At 44.2% G+C, this 15,089-nt stretch carries 15 protein-coding genes and 1 pseudogene; 2 read left to right on the top strand and 14 right to left on the bottom strand.

Annotated elements, in window-relative coordinates; translation table 11 throughout:
- Positions 1-72: 72 nt before the first annotated feature.
- Entirely contained in the window at positions 73-366 is a 294-nt protein-coding gene (locus tag KU854_RS18235; protein ID WP_158088382.1) for a Tn3 family transposase, read from the top strand.
- 169 nt (positions 367-535) lie between these two features.
- Here KU854_RS18235 and KU854_RS18240 read toward each other — a convergent pair whose 3' ends face one another.
- The 6 genes from KU854_RS18240 to merR form a co-directional block, all read right to left on the bottom strand.
- Positions 536-973: a MerR family transcriptional regulator gene (locus KU854_RS18240; RefSeq protein ID WP_008110853.1), complete on the bottom strand. Its 438-nt coding sequence runs from the start codon at positions 971-973 to the stop codon at positions 536-538.
- 113 nt (positions 974-1,086) lie between these two features.
- Positions 1,087-2,526, bottom strand: a complete 1,440-nt coding sequence (gene merA, locus KU854_RS18245) for a mercury(II) reductase (protein WP_008467329.1) — start codon at positions 2,524-2,526, stop codon at positions 1,087-1,089.
- 20 nt (positions 2,527-2,546) lie between these two features.
- Complete coding sequence (gene merC, locus KU854_RS18250) at positions 2,547-2,966, bottom strand: organomercurial transporter MerC (RefSeq protein WP_012517596.1); 420 nt, start codon at positions 2,964-2,966, stop codon at positions 2,547-2,549.
- Complete coding sequence (gene merP / locus KU854_RS18255; RefSeq protein ID WP_008110847.1) at positions 2,966-3,250, bottom strand: mercury resistance system periplasmic binding protein MerP; 285 nt, start codon at positions 3,248-3,250, stop codon at positions 2,966-2,968. The genes merC and merP overlap by 1 nt, the downstream gene beginning before the upstream one ends.
- A gap of 46 nt (positions 3,251-3,296) precedes the next feature.
- Complete coding sequence (locus tag KU854_RS18260; protein WP_012517597.1) at positions 3,297-3,644, bottom strand: mercuric transporter MerT family protein; 348 nt, start codon at positions 3,642-3,644, stop codon at positions 3,297-3,299.
- Between the two features lie 190 nt (positions 3,645-3,834).
- The gene (merR, locus tag KU854_RS18265) at positions 3,835-4,206 is read right to left on the bottom strand and encodes an Hg(II)-responsive transcriptional regulator (protein WP_033011277.1); all 372 of its coding nucleotides are present in this window, start codon (positions 4,204-4,206) and stop codon (positions 3,835-3,837) included.
- Between the two features lie 140 nt (positions 4,207-4,346).
- Here merR and KU854_RS18270 point away from each other — a divergent pair.
- Positions 4,347-5,500 (top strand): IS3 family transposase gene (locus KU854_RS18270; RefSeq protein WP_102140835.1). Its coding sequence is split into 2 segments (ribosomal slippage): positions 4,347-4,593 and positions 4,593-5,500, totalling 1,155 coding nucleotides; the frame shifts between segments, so codons are not numbered across the junction.
- 10 nt (positions 5,501-5,510) lie between these two features.
- On the opposite strand, the gene KU854_RS18275 is transcribed toward KU854_RS18270, so the two are convergent.
- From KU854_RS18275 to KU854_RS18310, 8 genes and pseudogenes are all read right to left on the bottom strand, one after another.
- Positions 5,511-6,047: a hypothetical protein gene (locus KU854_RS18275; protein WP_201797620.1), complete on the bottom strand. Its 537-nt coding sequence runs from the start codon at positions 6,045-6,047 to the stop codon at positions 5,511-5,513.
- Between the two features lie 4 nt (positions 6,048-6,051).
- Positions 6,052-7,461: a tyrosine-type recombinase/integrase gene (locus tag KU854_RS18280; RefSeq protein WP_061094527.1), complete on the bottom strand. Its 1,410-nt coding sequence runs from the start codon at positions 7,459-7,461 to the stop codon at positions 6,052-6,054.
- 152 nt (positions 7,462-7,613) lie between these two features.
- A complete protein-coding gene (locus tag KU854_RS18285; RefSeq protein WP_040522710.1) occupies positions 7,614-7,883 on the bottom strand; it encodes a Y-family DNA polymerase in 270 nt (89 codons plus the stop codon).
- A 7-nt stretch (positions 7,884-7,890) separates the two neighbouring features.
- Positions 7,891-8,238, bottom strand: a pseudogene (gene umuD / locus KU854_RS18290) (translesion error-prone DNA polymerase V autoproteolytic subunit); the annotation flags it as partial.
- A gap of 30 nt (positions 8,239-8,268) precedes the next feature.
- On the bottom strand, positions 8,269-9,348 hold the full coding sequence (locus KU854_RS18295) for a site-specific integrase (RefSeq protein WP_158088367.1): 1,080 nt from the start codon (positions 9,346-9,348) through the stop codon (positions 8,269-8,271).
- Between the two features lie 313 nt (positions 9,349-9,661).
- Entirely contained in the window at positions 9,662-10,240 is a 579-nt protein-coding gene (locus tag KU854_RS18300; RefSeq protein ID WP_025441396.1) for a hypothetical protein, read from the bottom strand.
- A complete protein-coding gene (locus KU854_RS18305; RefSeq protein ID WP_025441397.1) occupies positions 10,237-12,360 on the bottom strand; it encodes a site-specific integrase in 2,124 nt (707 codons plus the stop codon). The genes KU854_RS18300 and KU854_RS18305 overlap by 4 nt, the downstream gene beginning before the upstream one ends.
- Positions 12,353-14,713 carry a hypothetical protein gene (locus KU854_RS18310; RefSeq protein WP_025441398.1) on the bottom strand — a complete coding sequence of 787 codons (2,361 nt, stop codon included), beginning with the start codon at positions 14,711-14,713 and terminating at the stop codon, positions 12,353-12,355. Before KU854_RS18310 ends, KU854_RS18305 begins: the two co-directional genes overlap by 8 nt.
- Between the last annotated feature and the right edge of the window lie 376 nt (positions 14,714-15,089).

A 15,089-nucleotide genomic window follows, 5' to 3' on the forward strand; every position in this document is an offset into this window, starting at 1 on the left:
CGAAATAACAAGGCCGATAGTGGATGATTAGGCTCCAAGCTGAAAGTAAACCACCTCCGCAGCCATTTATTGGTGTGGTCTACAGAGGATTATGTCTTTTTAGAGGGGAAAATCCCTAGAACCCCACAATGGAACGATTGTGCTCGACTCATTTCAAATTGCATTATTTATTATAATTCCGCGTTACTATCGGCATTTTTACAAATCCAAGAGAGGAACGGTAGGCAAGATGTGGTTGATGTTATTTCTCGGCTTTCACCTGTTGCTTGGCAACACATTAATCTAAATGGGGAATATGCCTTTAATAAAGACCGCAAAGAAATCGACTTAGCTGGTTTACTTAGTGATGTAGAATCAATAAGTTAAAGAATGCCATCTGTTTGTATTTCTAATTCAAAAGGTACTGCGCATCAAAGTGCCATTAAAAATTGGAGGTGTTGATATTCTATATGCTTGATATATACAAGCTAACATTGATAGAAAACAGATAAGCTAACAAGTTTTTAGTCGAGCCATGAACTGTTCTATAATTGTTCTAATTGCAAAACTCTTCAATTTGGTTTGTTACTAGATTTAAAAATACTTTTCTATGCTCGATTTTAGTAAGTAGCAGCTTTTGGATGTCTTCAGGAACTTTTCTTTCTCCTGCATCTATTGCCATTAGTAATGGCTTGATATCAACTACAAGAAGACCTGCCGCCCTTGCTGCTCGAATGAACTTTAATCTCTTTAATGCACATAAGCCGTAAAGTGAATGGCCTGACTTAGTTTTTTCTTCGCAGTGTACTAAGTTCTCAAGAACATAATTTCTTACCGTATGGACAGATGTTTGTGCAGCTAGTGCCAGTTGAGAAATACTCAAAGGAAAATCCAACGCATCATCATCACTACTAATGAACTTATTGATGTCAGGTATCTCTGTCAAAAAACTGACTTCACCAACAGGAATGTTTTCAACCTTAGATTTAATCATGATTTAGCATGCTTCCAATTTGTGTTGTTAATGGAATGCCTTAAGATATCTTGATTACATTCAATCAATTGGCACTCCATTAACATTTCTGTAAGTACATTACCGTTAAATGATTACCCTGCGCAGCAAGATAGCTCTTTAACGTCTTTGCTAAAGGTTTGAGCGCATAACTTCAATCCTTCAACCATCGTCAAATACGGAAATAGTTGACCTGCCAATTCTTCGACTGTCATTTTATTATGAATAGCAAGAGCCGCACTTTGAATCAGTTCTCCGCCTTCATGGGCTAAAATTTGTGCGCCTATCAGTTTTCCCGTGGATTCTTCAGCTACCAACTTGATAAAACCATCCGTTTCAAAATTTGCTAAAGCTCTTGGTACGTTTTCCATATCAAGTACACGACTTATCGTATTTATTCCTACCGCTGAAGCTTGTACTTCGGTTAGACCTACCGTAGCAACTTGTGGGTCGGTGAATATAACAGCAGGCATGGTAGATAAGTCGAGTTGCGCATTTCCACCTGTCATATTAATTCCAGCCCTACTTCCGGCAGCAGCAGCAACATAAACAAATTGTGGCATATTGGAGCAATCTCCAGCGGCATAAATGTTAGCTGTTGATGTTTCCATCATACTATTAACAACAATGGCACCACTTTTATCTGTTTCAACACCAACATTTTCTAAACCAAGCTTTCCAGTATTTGCATGGCGACCCGTAGAGATAAGCAATTTTTCAGCGATTAATGTTCCTTCGTTAGTTTCCAATGAAAAACCATTGCTATCATAAGAAACATGACTTGCTTGCGTATTATTAAGTACCCTAATACCTTCTTTTTCAAAGCACTCTGCCAGTTTTTCACCTAATAACGGATCTTCAGCATATAAAAGGGTATGTCTGGCTAGAATTGTCACACGGCTACCTAAACGGGCATAAGCTTGCGCAATTTCCAGAGCAACAACGGAGGAGCCGATGACAACTAGACTACTCGGTAACTCTTCTGCAAATAAGGCTTCTGTTGATGTCCAATAAGGTGTATCAACTAAACCCTTAATTGGCGGAATGCTTGGTGTAGAGCCTGTTGCAATTAAAATGCGATCTGCAACCAGCTCTTCTTCACTACCATCAGACTTGTGAACTAGCAAGGTATTTTGATTTTTAAAACGTGCATAACCTTTAAGTAAAGATAGCGCGGGATTACTCTCTAAAATACGTTGATATTTAGCATCGCGTAGTTCTTCGACGCGAGCGTTTTGCTGATGTGCTAATAAGGAGCGGCTAAGTTGTGGCTGAATATTTTCTAAACCATCAAACGGGTTAGTACGTTGCTGATGCGCTAATTGCGCAGCACGGATCAATATTTTTGAAGGAACACAGCCGACATTTACACAGCAACCTCCGATTACATCGGCTCCTTCAATGATAGTAACTCTTGCTCCGCCTTCTGCTGCTTTAATCGCACTGGCAAAGGCCCCTGAACCACTACCAATAATGGCTACATGTAATTGTTCTGGCTGGATGTCATTTGACGAGCAACAACTATTCGTTGACATATTTTATTCCTCTAAAAAAGTTAAGCGGTACAAGTTTCATCATCACAGCGTTTATTCGCAGGAGAAACCATGTCCCAAATTGATACAGCAACCATTAGTCCTAGCCCCGTATAAGTAACGTATGAACTCCACCCGTACTGGAACCAAGGGTATAAAGAGAGTAAAACCAAAATGGGGCCAATTGAACCGATAAAACTACGGTACCATTGACGATGGCTAAACCAGCCTAAGATATTCATTGCCAGCGCTAATACTGCAAACAGTGGTAACAACGTATTGATAAATACCCCTTCCCACTGACTAAGAAATCCCATCCCAATTGCCGCACCAAGACTAGCTATCGCGGGAAAACACATGGCGCATCCCATTGCCGAAACAAGTGCACCTATAGAGCCTGCTTTATCTCCGATACGCGTAACTAGTTCTAAGGGGCTAAACATTACTTATTTTCACTTTTTAAATTTGAAGGGTAGCCAGCGTTGGTAGTCGCTGCAATTAATGCATTGATGTTGGTTTTAGTGTCATCAAAAGAAACAACAGCTAGCTTAGGCTTGTAGGTAACTTTCGCATTTTCAACGCCATCAACATTTTCTAATGACTTTTTAACTGTGATTGGACATGTCGCACAGTTCATCGTTGGCACTTCCAGTGTAACTGTTTTTACTTCAGCAAAAGCACCAAAACTAGAAAGTGAAAGCAGTGCGGTTAATAATAATTTTTTCATAATTAGCTCCAAATTTTAAAATGTTATAAATTTCTTGATCTGTATATTAAGCAAACAAAAGTATCCAATAATTACTGGTCACTAAAATTGTCGCAACTATAGCGCTCAGCCAGAAAATGACTTTTCGTTGTTGCTGTTTCTTAGGAATTGCACAGGCCGTTCCCGGCTCACACTCTTCTACAGGACGGTAAATTTTCCAACCTGAGTAGCCAAACAACAACACTACAAATGCGATAAATAATGGCCTATAGGGTTCAAATGCAGTTAAATTACCAATCCATGAGCCACTTACCCCAAGTAATAACAGGAGCAAAGGACCTACACAGCATACGCCTGCGCCTAATGCTGCTATGATGCCTCCTATCATTGGAAGGTTTGATTTTTTTTGATTCATATAGATACCTCATTAAGTGATAATGCAAGTGTATTGCATGTACCTAAGTACGGAGTCAAGGGTGATTTATAAAAAATTTATCTTTGATAATCTGCTACGACAGATACGGGGAATAAGCTAACTTGAATTAAGGCGCAGAAGTAAAATTGGATATGCTGTTTTAGTGGGAAATGGTAGTTAAGTGAATCATTTACTTCGGTTGCAACGAATCAATTATTGGGCAGTGGCTATCGTCATCATTATTTTGGCATTGTCCTAAATGTTCTTCCAAAGCGTGTTCTAACAACAACAAGTCAGCCATCTTTTTTTGTACTGCGATCAGTTTTTTATTAGCTAATTCTTGTACTTTACTACATGGACTATCGTTTAACGCAAGTAACCCTTCAATCTCATTTAGCGTAAAACCTAATTCTTGAGAACGCTTGATAAAATGTATTCTATTTACCGTTTCTTTCGGGTAATGTCTATAGCCCTGCATAGGCTTTGGTGGTTGTTTAATTAAGCCTTTGCGTTCATAAAAGCGAATTGTTTCGACATTTACACTCAGTTCTTTAGCCAACATACTTATGGTTCGTTTAGACACGTTATCAATTACCTTACTGACTTTTTGTTTACTTACTTTATATCTAATTAAAGTGATCTGATTTAATGGCACCGCACACTTTTGTGAAGGATAATTAGTCCAACAACAAAGGTGTGAAAATGACCCAACGAAGAAAACCTAGAAAATATACTGATGAGTTCAGAGAAGAAGCTGTAAAGCTAGTCACTGAACAAGGTTACAGTGTTACTGAAGCAGCCAAATCATTAGGCATAACAACTAAGCTGCTTTACAACTGGAAAGACAAACTAGCCAAGCAAACTTCAGGCGAAGCATTAAGCAAAGATGAGAGAGCTGAACTGGTTAAGCTCAGAAAAGAGAATAAACGCTTACAGATGGAGCGTGAGATCTTAAAAAAGGCGAGTGCCTTCTTTGCGAAAGAAATGAAATAAAGTTCGAATATATTAAAGAGCAGCAATGGCGCTTTCCAATTAGCGTTTTGTGCGAGGTTCTAGAAGTGAGTCGGTCAGCCTATTACGCATGGCTGAGGCGACCAGCCAAGATTATTAGTGTTGAAGAGTTAATGCTTTATCGTCGCATGAAGAGGTTATTTGATGATAGCCGCAGTAGTGCTGGTGCCAGAACCTTAATGAAGTTGCTACGCAAAGAAGGCTTTAAAATTGGTATTTGTCGGGTTAAGAGCTTGATGAAAAAGCTCGGTTTAGTCGTTAAACAGCGAGTGGCTTATAAAGTGACGACTATGCGCAAACATAGCCATGCGGTTGCTGATAACTTATTGAAGCGCCAATTCAATCCAGCCAGAGCAAATCAGGCGTGGGCGGGTGATATCACCTATCTAAGAACGCATCAAGGCTGGATGTACCTAGCTGTTGTGATGGATTTGCATTCTCGCCGTATTATTGGCTGGGCGTTGAGTAAACGCATGACGGTTGATTTAACCATGAGAGCGATGCAAATGGCTATCAACCTGCGTCAACCCAAAGCAGGCTTGATCTTCCATAGCGACAGAGGCTCACAATACACCAGTAAGCGTTTTCAATCATTGCTATGGAGCAATCGAATTACGCCATCAATGAGTGGTTGTGGAGCATGTTTAGATAATGCTGTGGTTGAAAGGTTTTTCGGCAGCTTGAAAAATGAATGGCTATTAAATGTTTACCATTTAACCAGAGAAAGCATGAAAACTGATGTAGAGAAATACATCAAATACTACAACTCAGTTCGGCTTCATACTTCATTAAATGATATGTCGCCAATTGAGTTTGAAAGTGTAAGGAAAAAGTGTGCGGCCTAGCTTGACCAGATCACATGTCTGACACATCAAAATCAAGCACTGGAAGCATCGAGTCGAGATTCATCTTTTTTTGAAGAGCTGAGGATTCCAACAAACCAAACTCTTCACCATTATGATACTGAAATTGGTATTTTTTAGGCTCACTAGCAATGTCAACTAAGCGCCGTAACTCACCTGAGTTACCAGCGTAATAAAGATATCCAGCCTGACTAAAAGGGTCGAACTTCTTAATGTCGCAAAATGCAATGTAAGTCTTTAAGGCGCTTAATTTAACTACTAGAGACCATGCATTGGTTTCATTTTTCTTCTCTTGATCAACCCATCTTTTTAGCTTTTGCATTCTTTCCAGTCGAGAGGGTTTAGCTAATGGTTTTTTGGGATCACACTGTTCATGACACCAATAAATAAAATTGTGTCTTGTGCTGTTTAGCACCCCTTCTGGCCGTATATCAACGATCAAATCTAATGAAGTAACATTTTTCTTAGTAATCGGCGGAGCGGGTGATTTATTTTGATTTCTCGATGCTGCTAATCGACTTTTTGCCATATCATCACCTCAGCGATTGTTGTGCGAATTGATTTTTACGCTGAGCGAATTCCAACCATGTTTTATTGTCATTCATGTAGTTAACGTATTTTTGAGTGGTAGAGGTGCTTTCATGCCCCATCAAATCAGCCAGCTCCTGTAACAAAGCCTCGAAGGGCTTACCTGTTTCCATATGTTTGCTGTACAGCCAGTCGGTTGCGAAAGTGGCTCGTAAGTCATGAGGGGCAAAATAAATATCAAGCCCACAGTGTGTCAAATCATTGCGGATAGTTTCCACATACTTTTGAATGGTGTTTGGAGCGTAGATATTGCCATTCGATTTAACGAATAAGTGGTTATGGCGAAGTAATCCTTTTTCAATAGCCTTCTTCCTCGCCTTACTTAACTTGTACTCGTACAACAGATCCATGACACTGGCTGGGATTTCAATTGTTCTGTTTTTTTTGAACTTGGTTAAGCAACCGTTAATATTCTCACCAATTTGCACCTTAACTACTTTAGCTTTTGGCTTGTCCACGACAGAGGCAGGAAATGTTATTAATTCCTCCAATCTCAATCCCGTTTCAGTTTTTAAGTACACCATTAGGGCTTTAGTGTCAGATGAATTTTCAATATCAAGGTGTTTATAAAGCTCTTGTTTTTCATCTTCACGAAGTGGGTTAAGCTCTCGAATATCAGCATCTTGAGGTTTTTTTATGTTCTTAAATGGTCTAGTGAGACCTGTGGTGTATACAATAATTTCCTTACTGTGACTGCGATTGAGATGTGAGAGCATTTCATGTTGTGCTCTGTTTCCTTTGTTGCTTATGCGAACAGTCTTTGCCTTAAACTCAAATGGTCGAAAGGTTTTGCTGATTGAAATGATCCGCTGGCGATGAAGGAAGATGAAGTAATTGACAACTTTCAAAACATAGTTAGAGGCTGTACTTGGAGAACCACCGACTTTTCCAGTTTCATCCTTGGTATAAAGGTTTTCCAATAAATAGTCTCGATATCTCACGATTGGACTTTCCTCTACCTTCTCGGTGCAGTCATATATTGTTAACGGAGGTTTTTCATCAACCAGAAGGCCAGTCCTTGGGTGTGTATGTTCGGGGATTTCCGTGCTCAACCACCGATAGAAGCTCAATAACGCAACTGCATGGGATTGAATCGTCTTATCGGAGGATATATCTGGATCTGCCAACAAAGAGTGAAGATATAGATTCACTGGCACCACATTGATACCATCGGGGTCTATTAAAATTGGAAGTTTATGAGCAAATGGTTTTGAGTTGTCCCTAACGTCATGGATGATCTCGCCACTGTCAGGGTGTGGCCTACTTATAAATGAGGGATATTTCTCCGTACTAATCCACATAAGACAATAGTCAAAGCCGAAGTCATCTGGAAACGACCTATTTTGTTCAATCACATTAACACCTAAATCATCCGTTATTCACACTGCTAAGCCTTCCCCCAGGGGGTTACGCGTTCATACATCTACTTTTTCAAGATATTTCTTAACCAATAGTAAAAATTGTAACCACCCCTCATCTCGACGTCTAATTTATACAACCTGAAACATTACAACATGTGATGTCTAAAGTATTTCCCAACTGTAAGCGCATAGTTGGACGAGAATGCCAAAATGCCATGGCGCTGCATTTCAGCTTTGATTTGAAAGACGGGTACGCCCATTTTAATACCGAGTAACTTAGCTTCACGCGACCGTGCAACCACGCAGCCGTCATTGTTGGACAGCACCACAATCGGCGTATCTTTTAAATCAGGACGAAACAGCTTCTCACAACTGGCGTAAAAGTTGTTGCAGTCCACCAAGGCAAATACTGGCATGGGATAGTCACGACTTACGGCGTATGTTTCGCACCACATTGGTGACCACACCAAATATCTCTAACTCTGTCCCTTCAGGAATATGAATGGGCTCATACACCTGGTTTCTTGGGATCAGCATGACGCACGGCCTTAGTTGAAGCTCCTTTACCGTGAGTTCACCATGGATGCCAGCGATGACAATGTCACCGTGTTCGGCTTGGACAGAGCGATCAACCACCAGAATATCATCTGGGTGAATCCCGGCATCAATCATTGAATCACCTTCAACACGCACAAAGAACGTTGCAGCCGGTCGCTTGATGCACAGCTCGTTGAGGTCGAGCGTTTGCTCAACATAATCCTGCGCTGGATTCCCATATGAACTCATTCTGCCCATATCTTGTCAGCTCTCTGTAGAAATTGAGGCGCTACTGAGTTCCTCCAGCGCCAAGTCGATATAGTCGCGGAGGAGGGCGCTCAATTCAGTAGGACTCCTGCCGTGTCTGAGTTCGATAGCAATGTCCTTGAGATTGGACCGTAGCGATTCAACGGCAAGCTTTGCTTTAATCAGGTCTAAGGTACTTCCAAACCTCGCCACTTCCTCGAAAGCCAAGTGAATATACGGTTCAAGACTACTGATCGAAGTATGCCCCGTGTACTCTTGAACCTTTCTCTTGAGGGTCTCACCATCCAGGAGAGCACGCCGAAAATCGTCCCCATTTTCGAATTCATGTTGCTCAATCAAAGCCACAAAAAGCTTGGTAATGAATCTATGCCGGAACATGTGTGCGCAGGCTTGCTCTTCGATCTTGGCAGCCTTGGCAAGCAGCAGTAGTTCATTCGTCAGCGTCTCGGTAGCGAGCCTTAGTCCACTACTTTCCGAAATCAGCAGATAGCCCAAGTCACTAGCGCTACCGATGGTCTTCTTAATGATCCGGTGTCGGAACTTTTCGATGAAATTTACGATCAATTCAAGGTCCATTTTGGAAACCGGCAAGTATCTGTACTCTTCCCTTCCTCCCGAGCGCTTGGCGGTGAAGACCTTGAGAACAGGCTCTTGCTTCATCTTCCTCGCGTTATAGATGTCTTCGACTCTGATGTTCGCGATCTCAACTCGCCTTGCCCCAGTAATCTCCAAAAGCTTGACCAGAATGAAACGCCGTCTTCTCTGATAGGTCGTCGTGCTCACATCCGGAATCACTTCGATCAGTTTTGCGATATTTGTAGAATTGATAGGTAAGCGCCGTGTTGGAGGCTCGGGGTTAGGAAAGGAATGGTGATGCCAATAGGTATGGACTATCTGCTTTCTCTGACCAGCCAGCTTGAACTCCTTCGTCTCAGCCCTGATCGTTCCTGCGGCGCCGACGAACGACGGTTCTAGATAGAGTTCTCCAACGAATCCTAAAAAGCCGAGGCAGGTTCTCCCTATGTTTGCCACATGGGCTGCTCTCCGTTTTCTCTGCTCTGGTTTTCGTGGATCCATTTCTCCTTGGAGCGTTCTGATGAATAGTGAAAAGCGAGAATCAGTCAACCCTATGAATGAGTAGTTGTTGTTAAAGCAAAAGCGAATAAGGTGTGAAAGAAGCTTGGCATATTGAGTAAGTGTCCCACCGCCTTCCTTACGGGAAAGTCCACGCTCAAAACAGTGCAGCATATATAGGTTCGCCTCGGTGCACGGCCTGCCATCGGGCCAACAGAGAAGCGGAATGTTATCAGCTCTGACGCTGAGGACGTGGCTATTTCGATCAACCCCGTAAGGTAATCGGAAAACATCGCTCGTTAGATTATAGAGTTTCTCATCCTTCGGCATTGGACGGGCTCTCATGTAAAGGCGTCTGAGGCCGCTTGCTTAATGAGAACATTAAAAGCAGCTCTCTACGGCGCTTTTTGAAAAGGATCAGATCTGCCGGGTCTGGGCATTTCTCGGCAAACTGTTGGGCGAGTGTTACTGATTCTCTAAAAACATTCGTAACCAGTGCGATTTCATCCCACAACTGAGAGATGGTCCTTTCCTGAGCCTTAATCTTATCTTTGAGGTCCTGCTTGGTTATAGAGGACGATGAAGGCTTGACTACGGTTGAATCGTGAATAGCTTTTGCGGCCTGGCGTCTCAGGTGATCAATAGTCGTAAACCCACCAGGGAGTATGTCATTCGCTCTGTTCTTAAGCGTATTGAGAGACATAGGAGAAATAAAAGCTTCGCTAACCGCCAGCTTTGCAAGTCCACTTTGGCTCTTCAAAGCGATCAAAAGTGTTATGTTTTCTTGATGCTCGGCGGGTGAGTGAATAATCGATTCGAGATACTCAACGCGAGAAAGAACAGATCTGTTGCTAATCTCAAGCTGAGCAGACACCTGCCGTGATGCTTTCTTCATGAATTTTCTCCGGTGATTTTAAAGAGGATCTCATGGCGCTTTCCTGTCGGTGTGTCGAAGAAGACTGGCTCTATCTTTAGCAACCCTTCCATCATTAGGTCTTCGATATAGTCTGCGACTTCATCCGACTGCATGATGGAAAATGATGACAATCCGTAACGCTCACGTAGGAGATTACCCAGATCTTCTGTGTTGCTCTGCCCTATGAGAAGTGCATCAGATGCGTATTCGGCACCGATTCTTCGCAACACCTCTCCTGGAACGGTCTCTGTGATGTAGTGATAAACATGCTCGACATTCGTATGACCCAAAAACCACCGAAGTGTGTCTAGGCCGCCAAATCCGCCGGCCCAGAAGAATGTCATAGCGAAGAAGCGTCTAAGTTGATGGGTACGAATGTAATAACGATGCCCAGTAGCGTCCTGTTGGACTTCGAAATAGTCAGAAAAGCGGTTTAGCACCTTGGCCGCGTCTACTGAACCCATCGCAGACAGGCCAACTTCGCGATAATGAGGCTTGCTGAACAGCCTATCTGAAATCGTAACTGAACTAAGCAAGGAGAGCTTCTGACGAAGATCACCCAAGCTCAGAATGCACCGGGCCGCGACATTGGGAATGGGACGAAGGACCTGTTCACGAGTCTTGCCGAAGTTCCGTTTCCGCAAGTCAAACTGTAAATAATAGCCATGGGACTTCTTAACAAGGCAGGTATCTGCCTTAAGATCCCTAAGCTCTCCAGAACGTCTGGCACTAAGCGCAGCGAGTATTATCCAGATGGCACCATAAAGTACCTCAATTAGCTGGAGCAGTCCCTCATTCTCTCTGAACCGCTTAAAAAACAGAGCGCTACCGCCTCCACGGTTCTGCCCGCGAAAATCTGCCGAGAGATCCCAGATACTTACTCCGATGTCTCGCAACCTCTTTGGGATCAGCTCTATCGTTTCAGATTGGGTCAAATCCCCGATGGCACATCCACGTGCATCAGCCTCTCGCGCCAAGGCCAGATAACCATCGATAAGGACCTGACCCAAATCTAAGTAGAACTCCACTGCGTTCCGAAACGATGAAAATACGACGTCCCGAGGCAGCGACCGGTAACGCCCGGTGCCCTTCATCTTAAGTTGCCCGAGGAAAGCTCTATTATCCAAGGCTGTTAGCGAAAGATGGTTGATATGGTCCAGCCCACAGAGCTTAAGGAGTTCCATCCGTTTAAGCGATTGTCGGTAGAAATCAACCCCAGCCTCAGAGGGAAGTGGATCATCATACAGAACCATGGACGAAACCATGGGATACTCTCTAAAGGTCTTCTCGGATGGGCTAAAGTGGAGCTCGTCCAGCACCAGCCCCCGGAATTTAGGCGTCACTAAAGTTCGCTCATGATAAATTTCAGAGTAGATACTGTTTGGAGAAACTTGATGACTAAAAAATGAATGCCCATGACTACCCGCCTTAATCGGTATGCGTTTGTAGTTTCCGTTGATCCACAGAAAAATCCTAGCCGCAACAATCTCCGACTCTGATAAGCCAAGGTTGCTCTCATCTACATCATCAACAATAGCGATTCCAGGAACCTTTGATAGAACGTACTGTGTCTCCAGCTTCGTAACCTGATGGCTGTTGAGGCGAAGGAAACGCTGTAGCTCTTCACGCGCAGCGTAGAGATTGTTCTTAGCGTACTGATCAGTAGCCAACACAGCCATGAACTCAGTTATGTCATGCGGCGTAATTAGCTTGAACTGATGGGATGCCAGTTGGAAATGCTCGGCTCTCAGGAGAAAGTAGTCGATGATACCTAAGGTCGTACGAACCCTTTGCTGTACCGTCTTCGGGGCAAGCTGGCTGCCTCCGGTGGCCAACGGATGGGACGACAGACATAAATATGCCTTTATGCTTTCCAAAAGGTTGTGATGTCTTGGGTGGGTGAGCAGTAGCCCATCATCGAGCCTAACCCTGAAATCAATAACAGTGTCTCTCTTGCCATTTTCGGCAAAACGAGCGCTCCATACTGGGTCATCGAACTTCGAATTGAGCCATTCAGCGCTTCGGAATAGTCCTAGATCCGCATCGACTGATCGCGTTATGAAGTCCAATTCGCGAGGTAGCGCGCTGCTATCATCCATAGACTAGACCCTCAAACTGTTGAGGATTCGCTATCCCCTTAGCCTTAACTAGACAACCGCGGATATATGGATCTAGATAACCATCAGATTCAATGTGAGCCTCTATCTTCGCTGCGAACTGGCTCCAGTACACAGCCGTTCCCGCCGCACGTGGGCCAGCTTGCTCAACGGCCATTTTTAGCGAGAGGAGCACACCAAGAACGCCTTCATCGATAGAAATAACGATCTCTGGATCTGACGAACCAGATATTTGCTCAGAGGAACTACTCAGCTGTTCGGGTTCTTCAGGCGGCGTTCGAAGGGCATGCGCCTCTAGAAACATATCCAACTCACTCATGCTGCTAAAGTCCGTTGCATCAAGCAGATAAGGAGAGTCCTTCATAGCGTGGACAATCACCGCGTTTTGGAAAATCCTGACCCACCGCTCTTGGAAAAACTGCATGATGGTAGGCGGCAGATAATGGTTCATGGCGACTCGTTTCGAGTTGCCTAGTGACTCTGCCATTTTCTCTATGCTTAACGACTTGAGGTAGACGAGAACACCTGCGGTAGCCCTTATCCGGGCCAGCGACAATACGGAGACCATGTCTCCTAACTCGGCGCTATGAGCTTGTATAAAGGCTTTCTGCCGGAGGATCTTGGCGAAGCTGGTCTGGTTTGTGAAAGTGTAAGGTTCCTGAAAGCCCTGACCACCCGCGACGATGAACAATCGTCGCCAGGCATCATCCCTTTTCTCCTTGAGATAGCGCCTAACCGGGGCCGTGATCTGGATAAGCAGCTCGACCACCGAAGCTGCGTCGTCGCTCAGTACAACCTCCTGTTGCTTCCCTTTCCGGTTTTTCTTCACAACAAGCACAGATCCAGAGTCGGTCTTAACAAAGCCGGTTCGCTTACCGTTTCGGTCGAATAACTCGCATTTCAATAGAGATGCCTCGGTCAGAACGGGATGCTGCGCTACTAGCCAGAGAGCGATGGGAGCAATCGCATACTTCGTCGGCATAGCCAGATTCGCCGCTAACTCCGATGTTGAAAAAGAACTCCCTGTTGCGCTTACCAAGTGGCCGCGCATAGCGTGGTCGATGATTGCAAATCCGTTGTGGGTTTCTTTTACAGTTCTGATAAGGCTGTTCATCCCCATCACAGGCTGGCCATAAGCCCGAGCAGATATTCGAGAACCTAGCGTTATCAGATCCCCTTGATCGCAGGCCTGATCAATAACGTTCAAACGATGAGCTATGTGATCAATCTCCCGTCGAGCCCACCGAACGACTTTATTGAAGTCGTCTTCGATCTGTCTGAATAGAAGCTCCGTTGCCTCCTTATCTGTGACAGACAGTGGGATCTGGGTCAAAAGCTTTTGTGATACAAGGGATTCACCATCAGCGTATCGATGGTGGCCTACTTCATGGAGGAATCGAGTGAGCTTTTTGCTCCCTTCGGGCCACACATCGCCAAGCGGGGAACACATAAGCCCTCCGCTAACCAGAACAGACTTTGCCCAACAGATGATTCTGATCCATTGGCGCTGAAGGTTTGCCAACACCCGTTCCGTCGGTTGGGTTTGGCTCCGCTCGGAGTACCCTTCGAAATGCCAGCGCTGAAAGCTCCAGAAAAGCTGATATACAAAGACTGGATCTTGGAGCACGTGAGCGTTTAAGGAAGGTCTGTCTATCGGATCATCGTCATACCAGCGCAGAAAATCATCAAATCGAGAGACCACATTAGCGTAGTTACTATAATGACTATGAGCCAAGGCGTGCTTCTTACTCTCCTGGTGTAATTCCATCGTAAAATCAGGCCCAAAAACATCGAAGATGGCTCCCATCTTTAATCGAAATGAGTTCGCGCTTCTGTCTGCGACTTGCCACCCCATGAGCTTGGCTGCTCGTACAGGGTCAATCCCAATAGCTTCAAACTGAGCGATGCATTCTCGGACCTGGCTATCTGTAAGGTCTGAATATACAAAAATATTGATAGGAGACGATTTAGACAGCTCAGCGAGGAGTTTAAAGAAATACCGGACAAGTCTCTGTCTGCCTGAGTATTTTACTTCAGCAGCCAGAAAACAGTTTGAGTAAAGCGCGCCATAGAAAAGGCGCTGAATGCTCAGAAAAGCATTTGTTCGAAGGTCTAGAGTGCTTGTGATAGGTGGATGGTTGATTAGCCACAGGAAACATTCGAAGTAGAACACAGCCCTATTAGCGCTCCGCCGCTGGGACGGCGGTAAATTAGCAAGGTGAGATTGAATTAGAAGCAAAACATTACCGGACAGAACCAGAAACTGGAAATTCTTATCTGTGTGGCCTTTCGTAATGATACCTTGGGGAAAACTTTTTGGGGAAACCCGACTCATAAAGAGATCTCACTCACCTTGCTCTACAAGATAAGCCTACTATAAAAAACTGTATATACATACAGTTTTTTATAGCGCGAGATACTGCTAAATGACCACACTGCTCAACTACGGCCGCAGATAACTACCGTATAGCCGTCTCTGAGGAGCAGCGTTAAAGGGGGAGAGGGCATACGCTCACTGTTGCTTTAACAGAGCCAACTGAAATTTCCGGAACCGGACGTTAGATGATTTTCCTGCGCATATACCGGAGTCGGCACAATGCGGACATACGGAGCGGCCTGATCGATGTCTTTAGCTGCGATTTAGCTGCCGCTATAAAGGAAGATTGAAAGAACACCTCTCATCTTATGATGCTGAGGTGCTTAGTACCCGC

The organism is Enterovibrio paralichthyis, assembly GCF_019209835.1.
In the GTDB taxonomy this organism is placed as follows: Bacteria; Pseudomonadota; Gammaproteobacteria; order Enterobacterales; family Vibrionaceae; genus Enterovibrio; species Enterovibrio paralichthyis.